A 16,318-nucleotide genomic window follows, 5' to 3' on the forward strand; every position below is an offset into this window, starting at 1 on the left:
AAACCCACCCAGCTGCGCCGGTTCCAGCTCCGGCGCCGTACGACCCATGGAAGGGAGCTGCCCGCTGTCTGCGTGCGCCTGCTGCCTCCATCGGGTCTCCCTCCTCCGATGGAAGCCATCATGCCCCTGTCCCGTTCCCGTCCCGCGCGCCCGCCGCGCACCCGCTTGGCCAGCGCCCTGGCCGCCGCCTGCCTGCTTGGCCTGCCCGGCATGGCTGCCGCAGAGGCCAGCGCCGATGCCTCCACCACGAATCTGGATACCGTGGTGGTTACCGCCTCGGGCAACCAGCAATGGATCAAGGATGCCCCGGCCAGCATCAGCGTAATCAGCCGCGAGGACATCGAACGTCAGCCGGTGCACGACCTGGCCACCCTGCTCAGCCGTGTGCCGGGCGTGACCGGTGGCCTCAGCGCGGTCGGCGAGCAGTCCAAGATCAAGCTGCGCGGCATGCCGTCGAACTACACGCTGGTGCTGGTGGACGGCAAGCGCATGGGCAGCTCGGCGTCGACCAACTACCGCCCCGACCTCGGCCGTCAGGATCTGAACTGGATCTCGCCGGAGCAGATCGAACGCATCGAAGTGGTGCGCGGGCCGATGTCGTCGCTGTATGGCTCCGATGCCATGGGCGGGGTGATCAACATCATCACCAAGCGCATCGGTGATGACTGGAGCGGCAGCGCCACCCACAGCTACACCCGCCCCGCTGACGGCAAGCGCGGCGATACCCAGCAGATCGGCGCAACGTTCTCCGGCCCGCTCGGCGAGCGCTTTGGCCTGCGCATCGGCGCCAACAGCATGCGCCGCGATTCGGACCGCTCCAACGGCGGTGTCTACGGCAATGCCTATGCGGGCGAGAAGGACCGCAATGTCGACGCGCTGCTGCAGTGGAACCTGAGCGACGCACAGGCGCTGTCGCTGGAAGCCGGCCATGGCGTGCAGCAGACCTTCATCGATGCGTCGCTGGAAAAGCAGGATGAAAGCGCGTGGGGTGCCAGTGAGCTCAAACGCAGCTCGCTGGCGCTCAACCACGATGGCAAGTGGAGCTTCGGCAATTCGAAGATCAGTGCGTACTGGACCGAGTACAGGAACAACATCGGTGCTACCGGCCGTTCCGAAGCAACAGATACGATCATCGAGGGCAACCTGACCACGCCGTTCACCCTCGGCGTTGAACACCAGTTTGCCGTGGGCGGCCAGTGGAAGCGCCAGGAACTGACCAACACCGATACCATCGGCCGCGCGCCGATCGACTATGCCGGCAATGCCGTCAGCGGTTCCGATCTGGAAGTGGATACCTGGGCCCTGTTCGTAGAAGACGGACTGAAGCTGCACCGCACCCTGGCACTGACCCTGGGCGCGCGCCTGGACCACCATGAGAAGTTCGGTGGCCACGTCAGCCCGCGCGCCTACCTGGTCTGGCATCCGGCCGAGCAATGGACCATCCGCGGTGGCGTTTCCAAGGGCTTCCGCGCGCCCAGCCTGACCGAGAACTCGCCCAGCGCCGCCACCCAGTCCGGGGGCCGTGGCTGCACCTCGCTGATCCCGCTGGGCTATACCCGTGGCGGCTGCTACATGGCCGGAAACCCGGACCTGGACCCGGAAACCAGCACCAACCGCGAGATCGGCATCAGCTTTGGCAACGACCTGGTCGATGCCGGCCTGACCTACTTCCACACCGACTTCAGGAACAAGATCGAGTACGCACCGCTGGGCAGGTTCAACGGCATCTGGTGGACACGGATGAGCAACGTGCAGCGCGCACGCACCAGCGGCATGGAAGGCAACCTCAATTTCCGCTTCGGCGAGCACTGGCGCTGGCGCACCTCGGCAACCTGGATGAAGGAAGCCAAGAACCTGACTACCGGCCGCAACCTGATCGATACGCCGGAATTCTCCGGCTATTCGTCGCTGGACTGGACGCCCAACACGGTGTTTTCCAGCAGCCTGTCGGCGCAGTACACCGGCAGGCAGACCGGCACGGCGACGACCTTCCTCAAGGCCTACGCGCTGTATGACCTGACCGCAGCGCTTAACGTCAACGAGGTGCTGGCCCTGCGCGGTGGCATCAGCAACCTGGCCGACAAGACGCTGTATGCCGAAGGCTCCACCGACTACTTCGTCGCTGGGCGCAGCTACTTCCTCAGCATGACCGCACGGTTCTGAGCCGCGCGCGCGCCGTGATCGCGCTGGCGTGATGCCAGCGCGATCAACGGTGGCGGATTACTCGCTTTCCAGCGCGGCCGGCGCCGCGTCCCGCGTGGCGGCCGTGCGCGCACGGTCCATCGCCACCGCCAGTTGCTGGCGCGCGAGCAGTTGTTGTGCCTGCACCACTTCAGGTGTCGGCAGGAGCACCGGCCCCGGTGCGTTTTCCGGTGTAGCAGCTGTGGTCATGCAACCTCCATGGACATCCCGCCGCCGCCGGGGTCAACCGCGGCGGCAGCGGAACTGCGCACCCTAACCTAAAAACAAGGCGGGCGGGTGACGGTGCGGCGCCGGGCCGCAGCCGTCGGAACAAGGCAGGCGTCACATTTTTGACGGCAGCGCTTGGATCCTGAATAGGACTTGTCCTATCATGAAAACGTTTTCTCACAGGGATGTTTCCCCAATGAATACCACTGACCTGTCCCAGTTCAGCCCGAAGTGGCAGTTCCGCTTCAACTTCTTCCGCCAGCACGGCGCCCCCAAGAACCCCGGCTTCAAGCAGGCCTGGAAGGCGCTGTCCTTTGGTGACCGCCTGAAGATCAACCTGAACTTCTTCGCGCTGTTCTTCGGCGCCATCTACCTGCTGATCCTTGGCATGTGGCGCAAGGCACTGGTGGTGATCGGCATCAACATCGTACTGGCCATCATCACCATGTTCCTTCCCGACGTTGTCGGGCGCATGCTGTTCATCGCCATGAACCTGCTGGTCGCCTCCAGCACCAACTACAGCTACTACCTGGAGAAGGTGGAAGGGCGCACCAGCTGGAACCCGTTTGAAGGCATGTTCTGAGCCATCAGACCTGCGCAGGGATGCGCGGCAAGGATGCAAGCGACGCCCGGCCTCCGCCGGGCGTCTTCGTTTTCTGGCTCAGGCCGCGCGGCGTGCCGTGGCCATCGGCCCGGCCTGCAGGCGGAAGCGCGACACCGCCACCGCCAGCTGCTCGGCCTGCTCCTCCATCGCGCGGGCTGCTGCACTGGCTTCCTCCACCAGTGCAGCATTCTGCTGGGTGGTTTCGTCCATCTGCACCACGGTCTGGTTGACCTGCTCGATGCCGGCCGACTGTTCGCGCGAGGCGGCCGAGATCTCGGCCATGATCTCATTCACGCGGCCGACCTGACCGACGATGTCCTGCATGGTGCGTCCGGCACCGTGCACCAGCTGCGCACCGGCTCCGACCTGTGCCACCGAAGCGTCGATCAGCTCCTTGATCTCCTTGGCGGCACCCGCTGAGCGCTGCGCCAGCGCACGGACTTCGCTGGCGACCACGGCGAAGCCACGGCCCTGCTCGCCGGCCCGCGCGGCTTCCACCGCCGCGTTCAATGCCAGGATGTTGGTCTGGAACGCAATGCCATCGATCACCGAGATGATCTCGGCGATGCGCTGCGACGAGGCTTCGATCTGCTGCATCGTCTGCACCACCTGGCTGACCACCTCGCCCCCTTCGCTGGCCACGCCCGCTGCGGAACCGGCCAGCATGTTGGCCTGCAGCGCGTGGTCGGCATTCTGGCGCACGGTGGAGGTCAGTTCCTCCATCGACGCGGCGGTTTCTTCCAGATTGGCGGCCTGCTGTTCGGTGCGGCGCGACAGGTCGCTGTTGCCGGCCGCGATCTCGCCAGCGGCCAGGCGGATGCTGGCCGCCGACTGCTGGATCTGTCCGACGATCTGAGTCAGCTGCTGCACGGTGCTGTTGGCATCGTCGCGCATCACCGCGAACACCCCGTGGAACTCACCCTGCATGCGCGCAGTGAGGTCGCCGGCGGCGATCGCGCGCAGCAGCGTAGACAGTGCAGCCAGGTTGTGGTCGCTGACCTGCATCATTGTGTTCAAGGTCTCCACCATGCGGCGGAAATCATGCTCGAAGCGCAGCGCATCACCGCGCACGGCGAAATCACCGGCAGCGGCGGCGGCGGCCAGCTGCTGGATCTGCTCGTTGATCGCAGCCAGGTTGCCCTTGGTGGTTGCCATCGCGGCGGTGAATGCCGCCTTCTCGCCCGGCAGCGCTTCCATGTCCACGCTGAGGTCGCCCACGGCGTAGCGCTGCATCACCTCGACCAGGCGCTGGGTGACCGCATTGCTGGAGGCCACCAGCTGGTTGCTGTCGGCCACCATGCGGCCGTACTCGCCCGGGAACGCCGCAGCATCCATGCGGTAGCTGAGTTCCCCGGCATCGTGGCGGCGCGCCATTTCGGCCTGCGCAGCCATCACTGACTGCAACTGCCCACGCATGCCCTGCATCGCGTCCAGCAGGCGCCCCACTTCGTCGTTGCTGCGCGCCGGCAGCGTGCTGTCCAGCTTGCCGGCGGCGACATCACCGGCCACGCGCACCGCTTCGGCCAACGGGCGGATTGCCAGGCGGCGCAGCAGTACATGGACACCGGCGCTGAGGCTCAGCGCGGCGATCACGCCGACCAGCAGGGTCAGCCACAGCAGCTGGCGTGCCTCAGCCACGATCACCGCGTGCGGCATCACCACGCCCAGGGCAAAACGCTGCGGCGCATCGCCGACCCGCAGCGGTACATACACCCGCACATTGCCGGCCGCATCCGGAGTGAAGGCCTCGAACCGACGGTCGGCGGCAATGTCGGCCAGCATGCTGCGGGTCTGCGCGTCGCTGCGCGGCTTGCCGATCTCGGCGGCATTGGCCGAGGCCAGCACCACACCCTTCGGCGACAGCAGTTCGACACGACCGGCCCCCATCGGCTTCAGCGTGGCCAGGTGCTTCTGCAACGCCGCCAGCGAGAAGTCCACGGTGAACACGCCCAGGAATCTGCCGTTCTCGATGATCGGCGTGCTCAGGGTGCTCATGAGCACCTTCTGGCCGGCGATGTCATAGGCGTAGGGTTCGCTGACCTTGGGCAGCTTGTCACGGCTGGGCCCCATGTACCAGTCGCCCGATCCGCTGGCGGTCTCGGTGTAATCGGTCATCACCGACTGCTGCGGCTTGCCGTCCTGCCAGGCCCAGTAGCTCATGTAACGGCCGGTGGCATCGTGAGCTTCGCTATTGACGAACTCCGCATCCTTGCCGTCGAAGGCATCGGCCTCCCACATGGTGCTCTTGCCGAGCCATTGCGGATGAGCACGCAGCTGTTCGCCGAGCACCGCCGCCAGGCTGGCGCGGTCGGGCACGTCGCCACGGGCACGCTGGGCCAGCACGCTTTCAACCATGGCATCGTTGCTGGCAAAGGCGGTGCCCAGGTCAGCCGCCACCTGGCGCGCCTCGGCGTTGGCCTCGCTGGTCATGGTCTGGCGCGAGGCGCTGATCAGACTGGCGCTGGCCTGCCGGTAGATCAGGAACGCGGTCAGGCCGAAGCACAGCAGCGCGATCACAGCGGTGCCCAGCATCAGCTTGTGGGCGATGCTGCCCGGGCGTTGGGCAGTGGCGGAGCGGGAAGAAGGCATGGGAGGGTCCGCAAGGCAATTCAGGACGACCGGCGTCACGAGGACACCGCGCAGGCGCGCGATCCGTCGCGCAGGCCACCGGCCGCCGGGCCGCGCCCGGTGCACGAGGCACACCGGGTTTAGCGGCCGGCCGCCATCGAGATTGAGGCCAGCGGCCTGCACATTCCTGAACCTGCTCAGGGTGGGCTCGGTGCCCCGCCCCCTGCGACCATCTCATTCGGCGACCCGATCCTTGATCCACTCCGCCCTTGGCAGCACCTCAATGCTGCCGGCGGCGTACTGCTGCAGCACGTCGTCCGGGCCGAAGCGCGGCTGCCAGCCCAGCACGCTGCGCAGGCGGGCACTGTCGTAGACGCGATCGATGCTCAACGGCAGCGGCCAGCCCCGTCGTTCGAACTCGGCCAGCAGCTGTGGCGCGCGGCGTGCCAGCACGCTGCGCGGGTGGGTGGCCAGCTCCAGGCAATCCTCACGCCGGAACGGCGTTGGAGCGCACGCGATGTAACGCGCGAAAGCGGCACCTTCGTCCAGCAGCAGTGCAGCATGCGCGCTGGCTACATCACGTGCGTCGATACCGCGGTGCAGGCGGAACATCGCCATGCGTTCGGGCGGCTCGGGGAAGCAGCGGGCCATACGCAGCACGCGCACGCTGAAGGCCGGCGCCGCAGCGGCTTCGGCCAGTGCTTCGGCCTGCAGCTTGGTGCGGTGGTAGATCGTGCGCGGCAACGGCTCGGTGTCTTCATCGATCCAACGGCAGCCACCGGCGACCACGGCGTGGCCGTACAGCGCGGTTGTACTGGTCAGCACGAATCGCCGCGCCCCGGCTTCGCGTGCGGCCTGCAGCAGGTGCGCGGTCGCCTCCACGTTGATCTGGTGGAACACCCCGTCCGGCACCAGGCCGACGTGGGGTGCGTGCAGGGCGGCGGTATGGATCACCGCGTCAACGCCCTGCACCGCCCGTGCGACAGCCTGGTGATCGGTGACATCGGCAATGATGCGGGTGGTGGCGAATGGGCTGCGATCCAGCCCCACCACTTCGTGGGAGGCCGCCAATGCGCCGAAGATCGCGCGCCCGATCCGCCCGGAACTGCCGGTCAGCAGAATCTTCATTGAGTCCATTCACTCGAAGCGCCCGGGAACTACCGGGATGCCTCGATTCTAGGCACGCTGCATGTCGTCTGCGATAGGGCGCAATTGCAATTGTGCGTTCATTCCCGCGAGGCCGATCGGGCCAGCAGCTGCCGCGCGACGAACAGCGGATCGTCACCGCCTGCCGCGTCGGGCGTGACACCGGTGCGTTCCCAGTTGGTTCCGGTATGTAGATTGATCGGCTGCCGATCGGGAATGCTGATCTGATAGCCATCCGGCAGCAGCACAGGATCATCGACCATGTGTGCAGCGCCGCCGCTGCGCGTGCCGACAATGCGTGCACGGCCCAGCGCCTGCAGCGAGTAGGCGACGAACTCGGCAGCCGACGCGGTGCGGCGATCGATCAGCACGACCAGCGGCTTCAGGTAAGTGGGCAGGCTTGCCGGCGGCAGTGGTACCAGCGTGCGCCGCCCGCGCTGGTCCAACTGCTGCACCGCGTCGATCTTCGCGTCCAACAGCGTGCGCACCAGCAGGTCGGCACTGCCGTCATCCCCGCCGCCGTTCTGGCGCAGATCCAGCACCAGGCCATCGGTGTCGGCCAGCAGCTCGAGGGCGGCGGCGAGTTTCGGCCGGGCCAGATCCAGCGGATAGAATGTACTCAGCCGCAGGTAACCGATGTTGCCCTCCAGCACCCGTACCTCGCGCACGCCAGCGCCATTGCTGCGCGCATCCGCGCGCCATGCCATCAGCCAGTCGTCCTGGCCGGCCGTTGCGTCCACGCGCTCTACATGGAAGTGGCCATCGAACGTGTCCAGGTCCTGGTTCAGGCGTGCGCTGAAAGCCTTCGGATCCGAGCAGCTGTCCACATAGCGCTGCTGGGTGGACCAGCCGCGCACGGCTTCGGCAATGCGTGCGCCTTCGGCCGCATCCAGGTACTGCGCCTCTATCGCCGTGGCCGCTGCCTGCAGCACGGCGTCCTGCGCCGGGCAGGCGGCCGCCAGCAACGCGCCAAGCATCCACGAAACCGTCATGATCGCCTCCGTCGCCTTGATGATATATAAGTGCTTATATATCATTGTCATCATGGATCTCCAACGTGCAACTCTGGGAACGCTGCTGCGTGCCCTGCTCGACCAGCTCGACCCGGCGGTCGAGCAGGCCTACCGGGATCTGCAACTGGACTACCGGCCGCGCTACACCCCGGTGCTGCGCACGCTGATGGTGCAGGGCCCCTGCCGCATCAAGGATCTGGCACTGGCCTGCGGGCTCAGCCACTCCGCGCTCAGCCAGACGGTTTCAGCGATGGTGCACGACGGCTGGCTGCACGCTGCGGTGGGCGAGGACAGCCGCGAACGCATCCTGCAGTTGAGCCCGCACGCCCTGCAGGCATTGCCGGCGCTGCAGGCGCAGTGGCAGGCTACGGAGCTAGCGGCCCGCAGTCTCGACGCCGATCTTGGACAGTCGTTGGAACAGGTGCTGCGTGAGGCATTGAAGGTGCTGGAGCAACGACCGTTCGCGCAACGCCTGCGCGACGCCCGCCTGCGCTGATGCAGTGCGTCGGCGACACCCCGCGTGTTCGCCGGTGGTGGTGGTCCTGGCATTCGCCTGAATGGAGGACTCATCAACCACGTGCGCATGCCGGGTGAAGACCACGGCGGGGATGGCGACCTCGGCTTAGCACGCACTGGCCAAGCATTGGCGCTGTCGCCGACCACGGCGCCGCCCATGCAGAAGGATACTTCCCATGACTGAGCAGAATCACCGCTCCAACCGGGGCTTCGCCTCGATGGACCAGGCCAAGCAGCGCGCGATCGCTGCCAAAGGCGGACGTGCGGCGCATGCCTCCGGCAATGCGCATGAGTTCAGCCGCGATGAGGCACGTGCGGCAGGCCGCAAGGGCGGCGAGGCGATCAGCCGTGATCGGCAGCACATGGCCGCGATCGGGCGCGAGGGTGGGCACGCGCGCCACGCCAACGCGCGCCAGCAGCAGCAGCAGCAGCAGCAGATCGAGCATGGTGGAGAGGCTCCGCACCGCCAGCAGAAGTGATCATCACGCGGCCAGGCCGTTTCCCGTCGGCGGTGCCATCCTGCAGCCACAAGCTGGGCCAAGGTACCGGCCGATGCCATCGCCCAGCCGACGCCGACGGCCGTGCCACTGCGGTACCACGTAAGCATCCGCGGCGCGGCGTGCATTGCGCCCGGTTGCGCGATAGGCGCACGCGCGTGTCCTGCCAGCCCCTGTGATGTCGATTGCCACGCAGGGTCGGCCTGTCACGGGGTAGCAGGCGGCGTTGGAACCGTCCTGCTCAGGTGTGCACGAGGATGTTCAACAGCCGCCCGAATGGATCGCGGACAAAGAAGCGGCGCACGCCCCAGGGTTCATCGACCGGCCCATACTCCAGCGCGATGCCGGCCTTACGCATGCGCTCCAGCACCTGCTGCAGGTCGTCCACCTCGATCGACAGGTCCGGCACCGCGGCGCCTGAACCGCCTTCACTGGCAAAGCTGACCTGCGCCAGCGCACTGCCCTGCCCGCCATGGGTGACGATCCAGCCATGATCCATCACCACGGGCATGCCAAGCAGCTCGCCATAGAAGGCAGCGGCCCGTTCCGGCTCAGCCGTGGCGATGTTGGCGACGACGCGTTTGACGGCCATGGCATGCTTCCGTTGGACAGGGCCCATCCAGACTGCCCGACCTTCCACGGAAACAGAAGAGCCCCGTCAGTGACGGGGCTCCCACACGGCTCAATCGGCGCGACTCACACGCCCATGCACAGATCGACCACGCAGGTATTGTACGCCTGCTGGCATTCCCCAGCGTCGGCCCCACTGGCCAGGCACATCTGGTAGGCCCGCCAGCAGGGCGCGTCGCAAGGCTCGACAGGGCCCGCCACCGCCACCGAACCGGTACACGCCAGCGCGAACAGCGCCGCCACGATCACTTTCCTGACAGTACGCATCACCATCACTCCCTGATAAGCCTGGTGAGCCCAGGCCGGCTCACGGTAGCGGGGGAGCCGCGAGGCAACGTGAACACCGGCGTCACGCCACCTTAACGCGTTCATAAAAATTCCTTCACACTACTGGGGGTGATTGGCGCGCTGCGGGGTTAACGGCGTTGTTGTCCGTCAACCAAGGAATGTTGTCCGATGAATCACCCGCAGCACGGCTGTTCGTCCCACTCCCGCTTCCCGCTGCACAGCCGCCTGGCGTTGGCCGTGGCCAGTTCGCTGTTGCTGGCTGCAGCGCTTCCCGCCATGGCCAGCGAGTCACTCGACGCTTGGCAGCAGCAGCGCCAACTGCAGGCGGCATGGGCGCAGCCCACGTCGATGGCGAGCGCGTCGGCCGGCGCCAACGCAGCGGCCGCAACACCCACGGCAGCAGCCAGCAGCACGTCGCTCCTCGGTAACGCAGGTGATCCGGCCAGTTGGCACACGGAGGAATTCAACGCCGACTGGGGCCTGGCGGCGACCCACGCCGACGACGCCTATGCGCGTGGCCTGACGGGCACCGGCATCCGCCTTGGCGTGTTCGACAGTGGCACCGGCCTGGACCATCCGGAATTCGCTGGCAAGAACCATCGCAGCATCCACATCGCCGACGTGCTCGCCGATGGCACGCGCTGCACCAACACTGCACAGCTCACTGGCCCCGGCGCCTGCTTCTCAAGTGACGGCGACGACGTGCAGGTCAGCTACGTCGGGTTCAACGCAAACGTCCCGCAGAACATCCGCGATCTGATCCTGGCGGGGCCCTATGTACAGCCCGGTATCGGCTACGAAGTGCACGGCACCCATGTTGCCGGCACCATCGCTGCCAACCGTGATGGCAACGGCATGCATGGCGTGGCCTTCGGCGCCGATCTCAGTGTGGCCCGCCTGTTCTTCAACAGCGCCAGCGAATGGCAGCGTACGGCGACCGGGTATTCCGTAGTCTCGCTGGGCAGCGTCGGGCCGGATTCGTCCGCCGTGGTCGACATGTATGCGCAGATGAATGCCCAGGGCGTGCGCGCGGTCAACCACAGCTGGGGCCTGAGCAAGGAACCCGATGCGGTGCTGATGGACCGGATCTACAACGATCCCGATTATCGCGACTACCTTGCCACTTATGCAGATGGATCACGCGCCAGGGGAATGATCCAGGTCTGGGCGGCAGGCAATTCGCCGGCGCGCGGTGCTGCGGCTCCTGTATCGGCCAGCCCGATCGCCGGCATGTACGCCACCCTGCCGCGTGCCTTCGCCGACATCGAAAAATACTGGCTCAGCGTCGTCAACGTTGGACAGGATTTCACCCTCAGCCTGACCTCCAACAAGTGCGGGCTCAGCGCCAACTGGTGCCTGGCGGCCCCGGGTTCCAACATCAACTCCACGGTCTACGGCGATGACTCCGCCGTTGCGGCGTCGTTGGGCGTTGATGCCAACGGCAACCTGTCGCTCGACGTCACCCAGCGCGTGCCAACCTACAGCTACGGGCTGCTCAGCGGCACGTCGATGGCCGCACCGCACGTCACCGGTGCGCTGGGCCTGTTGTTCGAACGCTTCCCCTATCTGGACAGCGCGCAGGTCCGCGACGTGCTGCTGACCACCGCGCGTGATCTTGGCGCACCCGGCATCGACGAGATCTACGGCTGGGGACTGATGGACCTGCGCAAGGCCATCGAAGGCTACGGCTCGCTGCGCGTGGACACCAACGTGGTGATGAACCAGAAGGCCGGTGGCCTGAAGGTGTGGGAAGGCGATGCCTGGGATGACTGGACCAATGACATCGGCGGCCCCGGCAAGCTGACCAAGTCCGGCATCGGCTGGTTGCGCCTGAGCGGTGACAACAGCTTCAACGGCGCGGTACTGCAGGACGGTACGCTGGAACTGAACGGCGCCAACGCGCTTACCGCGGCGGTCGAAGTGCAGGGCGGCCAGTTCCTGCTCAACGGCAGCCTGTTCTCCACCGCACTGACCACTACCGGTGGCGTGAGTACGGTCAGCGCCAGCGCCGTGCTGAAGGACAGCAACCTGAGCGTCAACGGCGGCGTGGTGTCCTTCAACGGCACGCAGACCGGCGGCACCACCACGGTCGGTGCCAACGGCCTGCTGAAGGGTGTCGGTACGCTCGGCACCACCCAAGTCGACGGCATCATCGCGCCCGGCAATTCAATCGGCACGCTGACCATCAACGGCAACTACGTGCAGGGCGCAACCGGCGTCTATGCCGCCGAACTTGCTCCAGGCGGGCGCAGTGACCAGTTGCACGTGACCGGCACCGCCACCCTGGGCGGTACCCTGCTCGCGCTGCCGGAGCCGGGCACCTATTACCTCGGCGAGCAGTTCAATTTCATCCGCGCCGACGGCGGTCTCAACGGGCAGTTCGCGAAGACCGACTTCAGCGCGTTCTCGCCGTTCCTGCAGTTCAGCCTGGCGTACGGCGCCAACGGAGCACGCATCGACGTGGCCCGTGGTGCATCGCTGGCCAGTGCGGCCACTACGCCCAACCAGCATGCGGTTGCGGCGGCGGCCGATGGCCTGGCGATCAACCAGGGCCTGCCCAAGCCGCTGACACAGCTGTTCCCGCAGCAGGTCGGTGCCGTACTCGACGGCCTCAGCGGCGAGCTGCACGCAGCCACCTCGCTGGCGCTGGTGGAAGGCAGCCGTCATGTCCGTGACGCTGCGTTGTCACGCCGTGCCGGCGCAACCGCACCGGGATCCGATACGGGTGACGCCACCGGTGCCTGGGTGCAGGCACTGGGCGGCAACAGCAGGCTGGATGGCAACAGCAACACCGCGCGCACCGATGCCAACAGCAATGGCCTGCTGGTGGGCATCGACCGCGAGTTCGATGGCTGGCAGGTCGGCGTGCTGGCCGGTACCGGCCGCACCGACGTGAAGCAGCTGGAGCGCCGTGCCAAGTCGAAGATCGACAACACGCACGTCGGCGCCTATGCCAGCCACGCCTGGGGCGGCTTCGGCCTGCGCGGTGGCGTGGCATGGAGCAAGCACAAGGTGAAGAGCACGCGCGATGTCGGCTTCGCCGGCTTCAGTGACAGCCTGAGCGCGCGCTACAACGCGCATGCGCGCCAAGCGTTCATCGAAGCGGGCTATCGCTTCGGCAACGCGGAAGGCGGGTTGGAGCCCTACCTGCAGGTGGCTCGCGTGGAAGTGGACCTCAAGCAGATCAACGAGCGCGGTGGCGCGGCGGCGCTGCACGGCGAGGTGGACGACACCGGCACCACCACCGCTACCGCAGGGCTGCGCTTCGACAAGGGCCTGAAGGCATCATTCCAGCAGGACAGCTGGCTGCATCTGCGCGGTGGTCTGGGCTATCGCCGCGCCTTCGGAGACCGCAGCCAGGTGGCCAACCTGGCCTTTGCCAACAGCAGCACGCCCTTTGCAGTCGAAGGCGCACCGATTGCCGAGAACGCTGTCGTGGCCGAGCTGGGCCTGTCGGCGTGGCTGACGCCGCGGCAGCAGCTGGAGCTGGGCTACAGCGGCCAGTTCGGCAGTGAAAGCCGCGACCATGGGGCCAGTGCTCGCTGGTCCATCCGCTTCTAAACACGTGTTCTCTTGACGGGTTGGGGCGGCCTTGCGGCCGCCCCTTTTTTGCCCACCCCCAGCGCTATGCGCGACGGCGCAGGGCGGCGGCACCTGCCAGGCTGGCAAGTGGCAGCAGCAACCCATAGGCCACCAGCGGCCACACGGTATCGCCGGGTAGCACAAGGATCACCAGCGTGCCGATGCCTGCCACGATAAGGCTCTGCACTGCGTAGTACAGGGCCACCGCCGCACCCGACGCATCGGCGAAATCACGCAGCGCACCGTTGGCAGCCACTGAAACCACCATCACAAGCCCCACCGCGATGCCCCACATGGGCAGCACCACGCCGATCAACGAGGGACGCCACGCGGCGGCCGACGCCATCAGCAGCGCCCCGGCCACCATCACCCACAGGCCGCGCAGGAAGGTACCGCGCACGTTCCAGCGCCCAATGCACGCGTTCGCCATCCGCGCCGTGACGATCATCACCAGTGCCACCGTCGCGAAGGCCAGGCTGAACGACAGCGGCGAGTACTGCATGCGCCCGACCAGCAACCGGGGCGCGACTGAGAAGAACACGAAGAATGTGCCCATGCCCGCGCTGAAGCCCAGCGTGTAGACCCAGAACGCGCCGCTGCCGAGGATGCGTCGTGCCGCCGGTCGCGCCCCGTCATGGCACTGCGGGCGGGTTTCGTGCCAATGCCGCACCGCGCGCAGGCCGGCGATCGTGCCCAGTACGCCGAGCAGAACGAAGATCGCGCGCCAGCCGACGGCACCAGCCAGCAGTGCGCCCAGAACAGGCCCCAGCGCCGGCACGAAGGCCAGCATCGAAGCGAACAACCCATACAGCGAGGCGCCTTCGGGTGTATCGGCATAGACGTCACGGACCGTGGCGAAGGTCGCCACCAATGCCGCCGACGCTCCCACCGCCTGTACGGTTCGCCAGGCCAGAAAAGCGGCGCCGCTGCCGGACAGGGCCAGCGCAAACGACGAAAGCGCGAACAGCAACGCCCCCAGCAACAGGACCGGGCGTCGCCCGATGCGGTCGGACAATGGACCAAACAGCAACTGGCCCAGCCCGAGCGCCAGCAGGTAACTGCTCAACGTGAGCTGCACCAGCGTCGGGGATGTCTGCAGTGCCTGCGGCATCACCGGCACCACAGGAAGATAGACGTCCATGGCCAGCGAGGCCAGGAGGTCGAAGGGCGCCATCAGCACAATGGCCGACGGCAACGGGTGGGCCCAACGCGGGGCCTTTCGATTGAACATGGGGAGTCTCCGCCCGGAGTGATCCGGCGGCGATCCATCCACTTCGCGTGCATCGCAGGGATGATCACTGCAACAACGTCTGCATCGTTGTTGCGGCTCAGCGAACTGTCTGCGGACCGTTCCCGTTGCTCATGGTGTTGATCGTTGGCGGTGCGGAACCGATGCAAGTGTAGCAGCGACCGGTTCAGGGTGGCCGGGGCAGCGGTGCCGCCCCGGCCGCGGCGACCCTGGGGAGTGGGCCGCCGCTGATCGTCAGGCCGCCTTCATCGCATGCTTGCGCGCGCGCATCACGTTGTGGCACTCCTGCACTTCGGGCAACAGCTGAGTGACTTCCTGGCGCACCGCCGGCGGCAGTTCATTGTCCTTCAGCACATCCTTGAACGCGCCCAGCAGGCGATCCTCGGACTCTTCCAGCTCGGCCACGTAGCCATAGTTGGTATCTCCGAACGCGGCGCGGACCTTGCCGTAGAACTGCTGCATCGAACCCACCACGGTGCCATGCTCGGCCGGCTTGCCGCCGCTGGCAGCCACCGAACCGCTCAGCGCCGCGACGATGCGGCCCTTGACGCCGGCGATGCGGGTGAACAAGGCCGAAAGCTCGGCATCCTTCACCTTGGTTGCGGCCTCTTCGTAGAACGACTTGCCGTCGCGGGCGATCTCGATCAGGTCGTTGAGGCGGTGTTCGATGGTGGACTGGGTGCTCATGGCCTTGCTCCTGTATCTTCGTTTCAGGGGGAGAAAAGCAGCCTCGACTGCGCTGCCTGCGGATCCACTGTGGACATGCTCGTGTGGTTCGCGGGTGAGCAGCGATTGATATGCACATCACTTCACCCAACCCGCACTGACTGCTTCACGCCACAGTGGCGCGTGGCTCACATCGAGCGGTGCTGGCCAGCCTCACCAGGGAACGAACAGGATGATCAGCACGATCACCACGACCGCGGCGAGCGCTCCCATCAGTACGTTTCTCTGGCGCCAACTGGGCTTCGGTTTTCCGGGGGTATTCATGCCTGCTACCTGTTTCTGCGGATGACCCCGGCAGACTGATGGATCGGCGGCGGTACGTACGTGCAGGACGCGTGCAGGTGACGTGCAGGGCGCCGCCATCGATGTCGATTTCCGGGACGCCCGCTCGTCAGATCATCAAAGCCCTTCCCTCACCACGCGGACTGCTGCCATGACCGCCATCCTCACCGCCTTCGCCACCTCTCCCGACCGCGGCCAGGGCCTGGCCCGTGACATGCGCGTTCGCTGGGCGCTGGAAGAGCTGGACGTGCCCTATGACGTGCAGCTGCTCAGCTTTGCCGAGCTGAAGCAGCCCGCGCACCTGGCACGCAATCCGTTCGGGCAGATTCCCACCTGGCAGGAGGGCCACCAGGTCCTGTTTGAATCCGGCGCGATCGTCCTGCACCTGGCCGAACAACATTCCGGCCTGCTCCCGGTTGATCCGGATGCCCGCATGCGCGCGGTCATGTGGCTGTTTGCCGCACTGAACACGGTAGAGCCGCCGATTGTCGAGCGCTCCATGGCCTGGGTGCTGGAGCGCGAGCAGCCGTGGTACGCACAGCGGCTGCCGATGCTGGATGAGCGGGTTCGGGCGCGATTGGCGCAACTGTCAACATGGCTGGCCAACGCGCCGTGGCTGGACGGCGATTTCAGCGTGGGCGACCTGATGATGGTTTCGGTGCTGCTGCGCCTGAAGAGCAGCGGGCTGCTTGACGCGTATCCGCTGCTGGTGGCCTATGTGGCACGGGCAACGCAGCGTCCCGCCTATCAGCGCGCGTTTGCTGCGCAGCTGGCGGTATTCCAGAACGGGTAGTTCCGCGCCATGCGT

At 66.5% G+C, this 16,318-nt stretch carries 14 protein-coding genes; 6 read left to right on the forward strand and 8 right to left on the reverse strand.

Going from position 1 to position 16,318, the window contains the following annotated elements; genetic code table 11:
• Positions 1–120 precede the first annotated feature (120 nt).
• Entirely contained in the window at positions 121–2,163 is a 2,043-nt protein-coding gene (locus ACTXG9_RS09580) for a TonB-dependent receptor domain-containing protein (RefSeq protein ID WP_197575114.1), read from the forward strand.
• A gap of 57 nt (positions 2,164–2,220) precedes the next feature.
• Here the strand turns inward: ACTXG9_RS09580 and ACTXG9_RS09585 are convergent, their stop codons facing one another.
• Positions 2,221–2,391: a hypothetical protein gene (locus tag ACTXG9_RS09585; RefSeq protein WP_021204097.1), complete on the reverse strand. Its 171-nt coding sequence runs from the start codon at positions 2,389–2,391 to the stop codon at positions 2,221–2,223.
• A 214-nt stretch (positions 2,392–2,605) separates the two neighbouring features.
• Here ACTXG9_RS09585 and ACTXG9_RS09590 point away from each other — a divergent pair, with 214 nt between their 5' ends.
• Positions 2,606–2,992, forward strand: coding sequence for a DUF2628 domain-containing protein (locus tag ACTXG9_RS09590; protein WP_019660750.1), 387 nt, complete (start codon positions 2,606–2,608; stop codon positions 2,990–2,992).
• 78 nt (positions 2,993–3,070) lie between these two features.
• Here the strand turns inward: ACTXG9_RS09590 and ACTXG9_RS09595 are convergent, their stop codons facing one another.
• The 3 genes from ACTXG9_RS09595 to ACTXG9_RS09605 form a co-directional block, all read right to left on the reverse strand.
• Positions 3,071–5,602, reverse strand: coding sequence for a methyl-accepting chemotaxis protein (locus tag ACTXG9_RS09595; RefSeq protein WP_021204098.1), 2,532 nt, complete (start codon positions 5,600–5,602; stop codon positions 3,071–3,073).
• A gap of 213 nt (positions 5,603–5,815) precedes the next feature.
• Positions 5,816–6,709: an NAD-dependent epimerase/dehydratase family protein gene (locus tag ACTXG9_RS09600; RefSeq protein WP_019660752.1), complete on the reverse strand. Its 894-nt coding sequence runs from the start codon at positions 6,707–6,709 to the stop codon at positions 5,816–5,818.
• A 98-nt stretch (positions 6,710–6,807) separates the two neighbouring features.
• Positions 6,808–7,719 carry a S41 family peptidase gene (locus tag ACTXG9_RS09605; RefSeq protein ID WP_111098711.1) on the reverse strand — a complete coding sequence of 304 codons (912 nt, stop codon included), beginning with the start codon at positions 7,717–7,719 and terminating at the stop codon, positions 6,808–6,810.
• Positions 7,720–7,771: 52 nt separating this feature from the next.
• On the opposite strand from ACTXG9_RS09605, the gene ACTXG9_RS09610 reads away from it, so the two are divergent.
• Together ACTXG9_RS09610 and ACTXG9_RS09615 are read left to right on the forward strand one after the other, a co-directional pair.
• Positions 7,772–8,236: a MarR family winged helix-turn-helix transcriptional regulator gene (locus ACTXG9_RS09610; RefSeq protein WP_206621551.1), complete on the forward strand. Its 465-nt coding sequence runs from the start codon at positions 7,772–7,774 to the stop codon at positions 8,234–8,236.
• A gap of 196 nt (positions 8,237–8,432) precedes the next feature.
• Entirely contained in the window at positions 8,433–8,735 is a 303-nt protein-coding gene (locus ACTXG9_RS09615; RefSeq protein WP_180877493.1) for a KGG domain-containing protein, read from the forward strand.
• Positions 8,736–8,994: 259 nt separating this feature from the next.
• Here the strand turns inward: ACTXG9_RS09615 and ACTXG9_RS09620 are convergent, their stop codons facing one another.
• Together ACTXG9_RS09620 and ACTXG9_RS09625 are read right to left on the reverse strand one after the other, a co-directional pair.
• The gene (locus ACTXG9_RS09620) at positions 8,995–9,345 is read right to left on the reverse strand and encodes a VOC family protein (protein WP_058978719.1); all 351 of its coding nucleotides are present in this window, start codon (positions 9,343–9,345) and stop codon (positions 8,995–8,997) included.
• A gap of 104 nt (positions 9,346–9,449) precedes the next feature.
• Positions 9,450–9,650, reverse strand: coding sequence for a hypothetical protein (locus ACTXG9_RS09625; RefSeq protein ID WP_031270690.1), 201 nt, complete (start codon positions 9,648–9,650; stop codon positions 9,450–9,452).
• A 189-nt stretch (positions 9,651–9,839) separates the two neighbouring features.
• Here ACTXG9_RS09625 and ACTXG9_RS09630 point away from each other — a divergent pair, with 189 nt between their 5' ends.
• Positions 9,840–13,232 (forward strand): autotransporter domain-containing protein, encoded by a 3,393-nt coding sequence (locus ACTXG9_RS09630; RefSeq protein ID WP_206621552.1) that lies wholly within the window; start codon positions 9,840–9,842, stop codon positions 13,230–13,232.
• A gap of 64 nt (positions 13,233–13,296) precedes the next feature.
• Here ACTXG9_RS09630 and cml read toward each other — a convergent pair whose 3' ends face one another.
• Positions 13,297–14,484: a CmlA/FloR family chloramphenicol efflux MFS transporter gene (gene cml, locus ACTXG9_RS09635; RefSeq protein WP_134730024.1), complete on the reverse strand. Its 1,188-nt coding sequence runs from the start codon at positions 14,482–14,484 to the stop codon at positions 13,297–13,299.
• A gap of 252 nt (positions 14,485–14,736) precedes the next feature.
• Positions 14,737–15,189, reverse strand: a complete 453-nt coding sequence (locus ACTXG9_RS09640) for a PA2169 family four-helix-bundle protein (protein WP_005419568.1) — start codon at positions 15,187–15,189, stop codon at positions 14,737–14,739.
• Positions 15,190–15,661: 472 nt separating this feature from the next.
• On the opposite strand from ACTXG9_RS09640, the gene ACTXG9_RS09645 reads away from it, so the two are divergent.
• Positions 15,662–16,303: a glutathione S-transferase family protein gene (locus tag ACTXG9_RS09645; RefSeq protein ID WP_188249654.1), complete on the forward strand. Its 642-nt coding sequence runs from the start codon at positions 15,662–15,664 to the stop codon at positions 16,301–16,303.
• Positions 16,304–16,318 lie beyond the last annotated feature (15 nt).

This window comes from Stenotrophomonas maltophilia group sp. LNF247 (assembly GCF_054083135.1).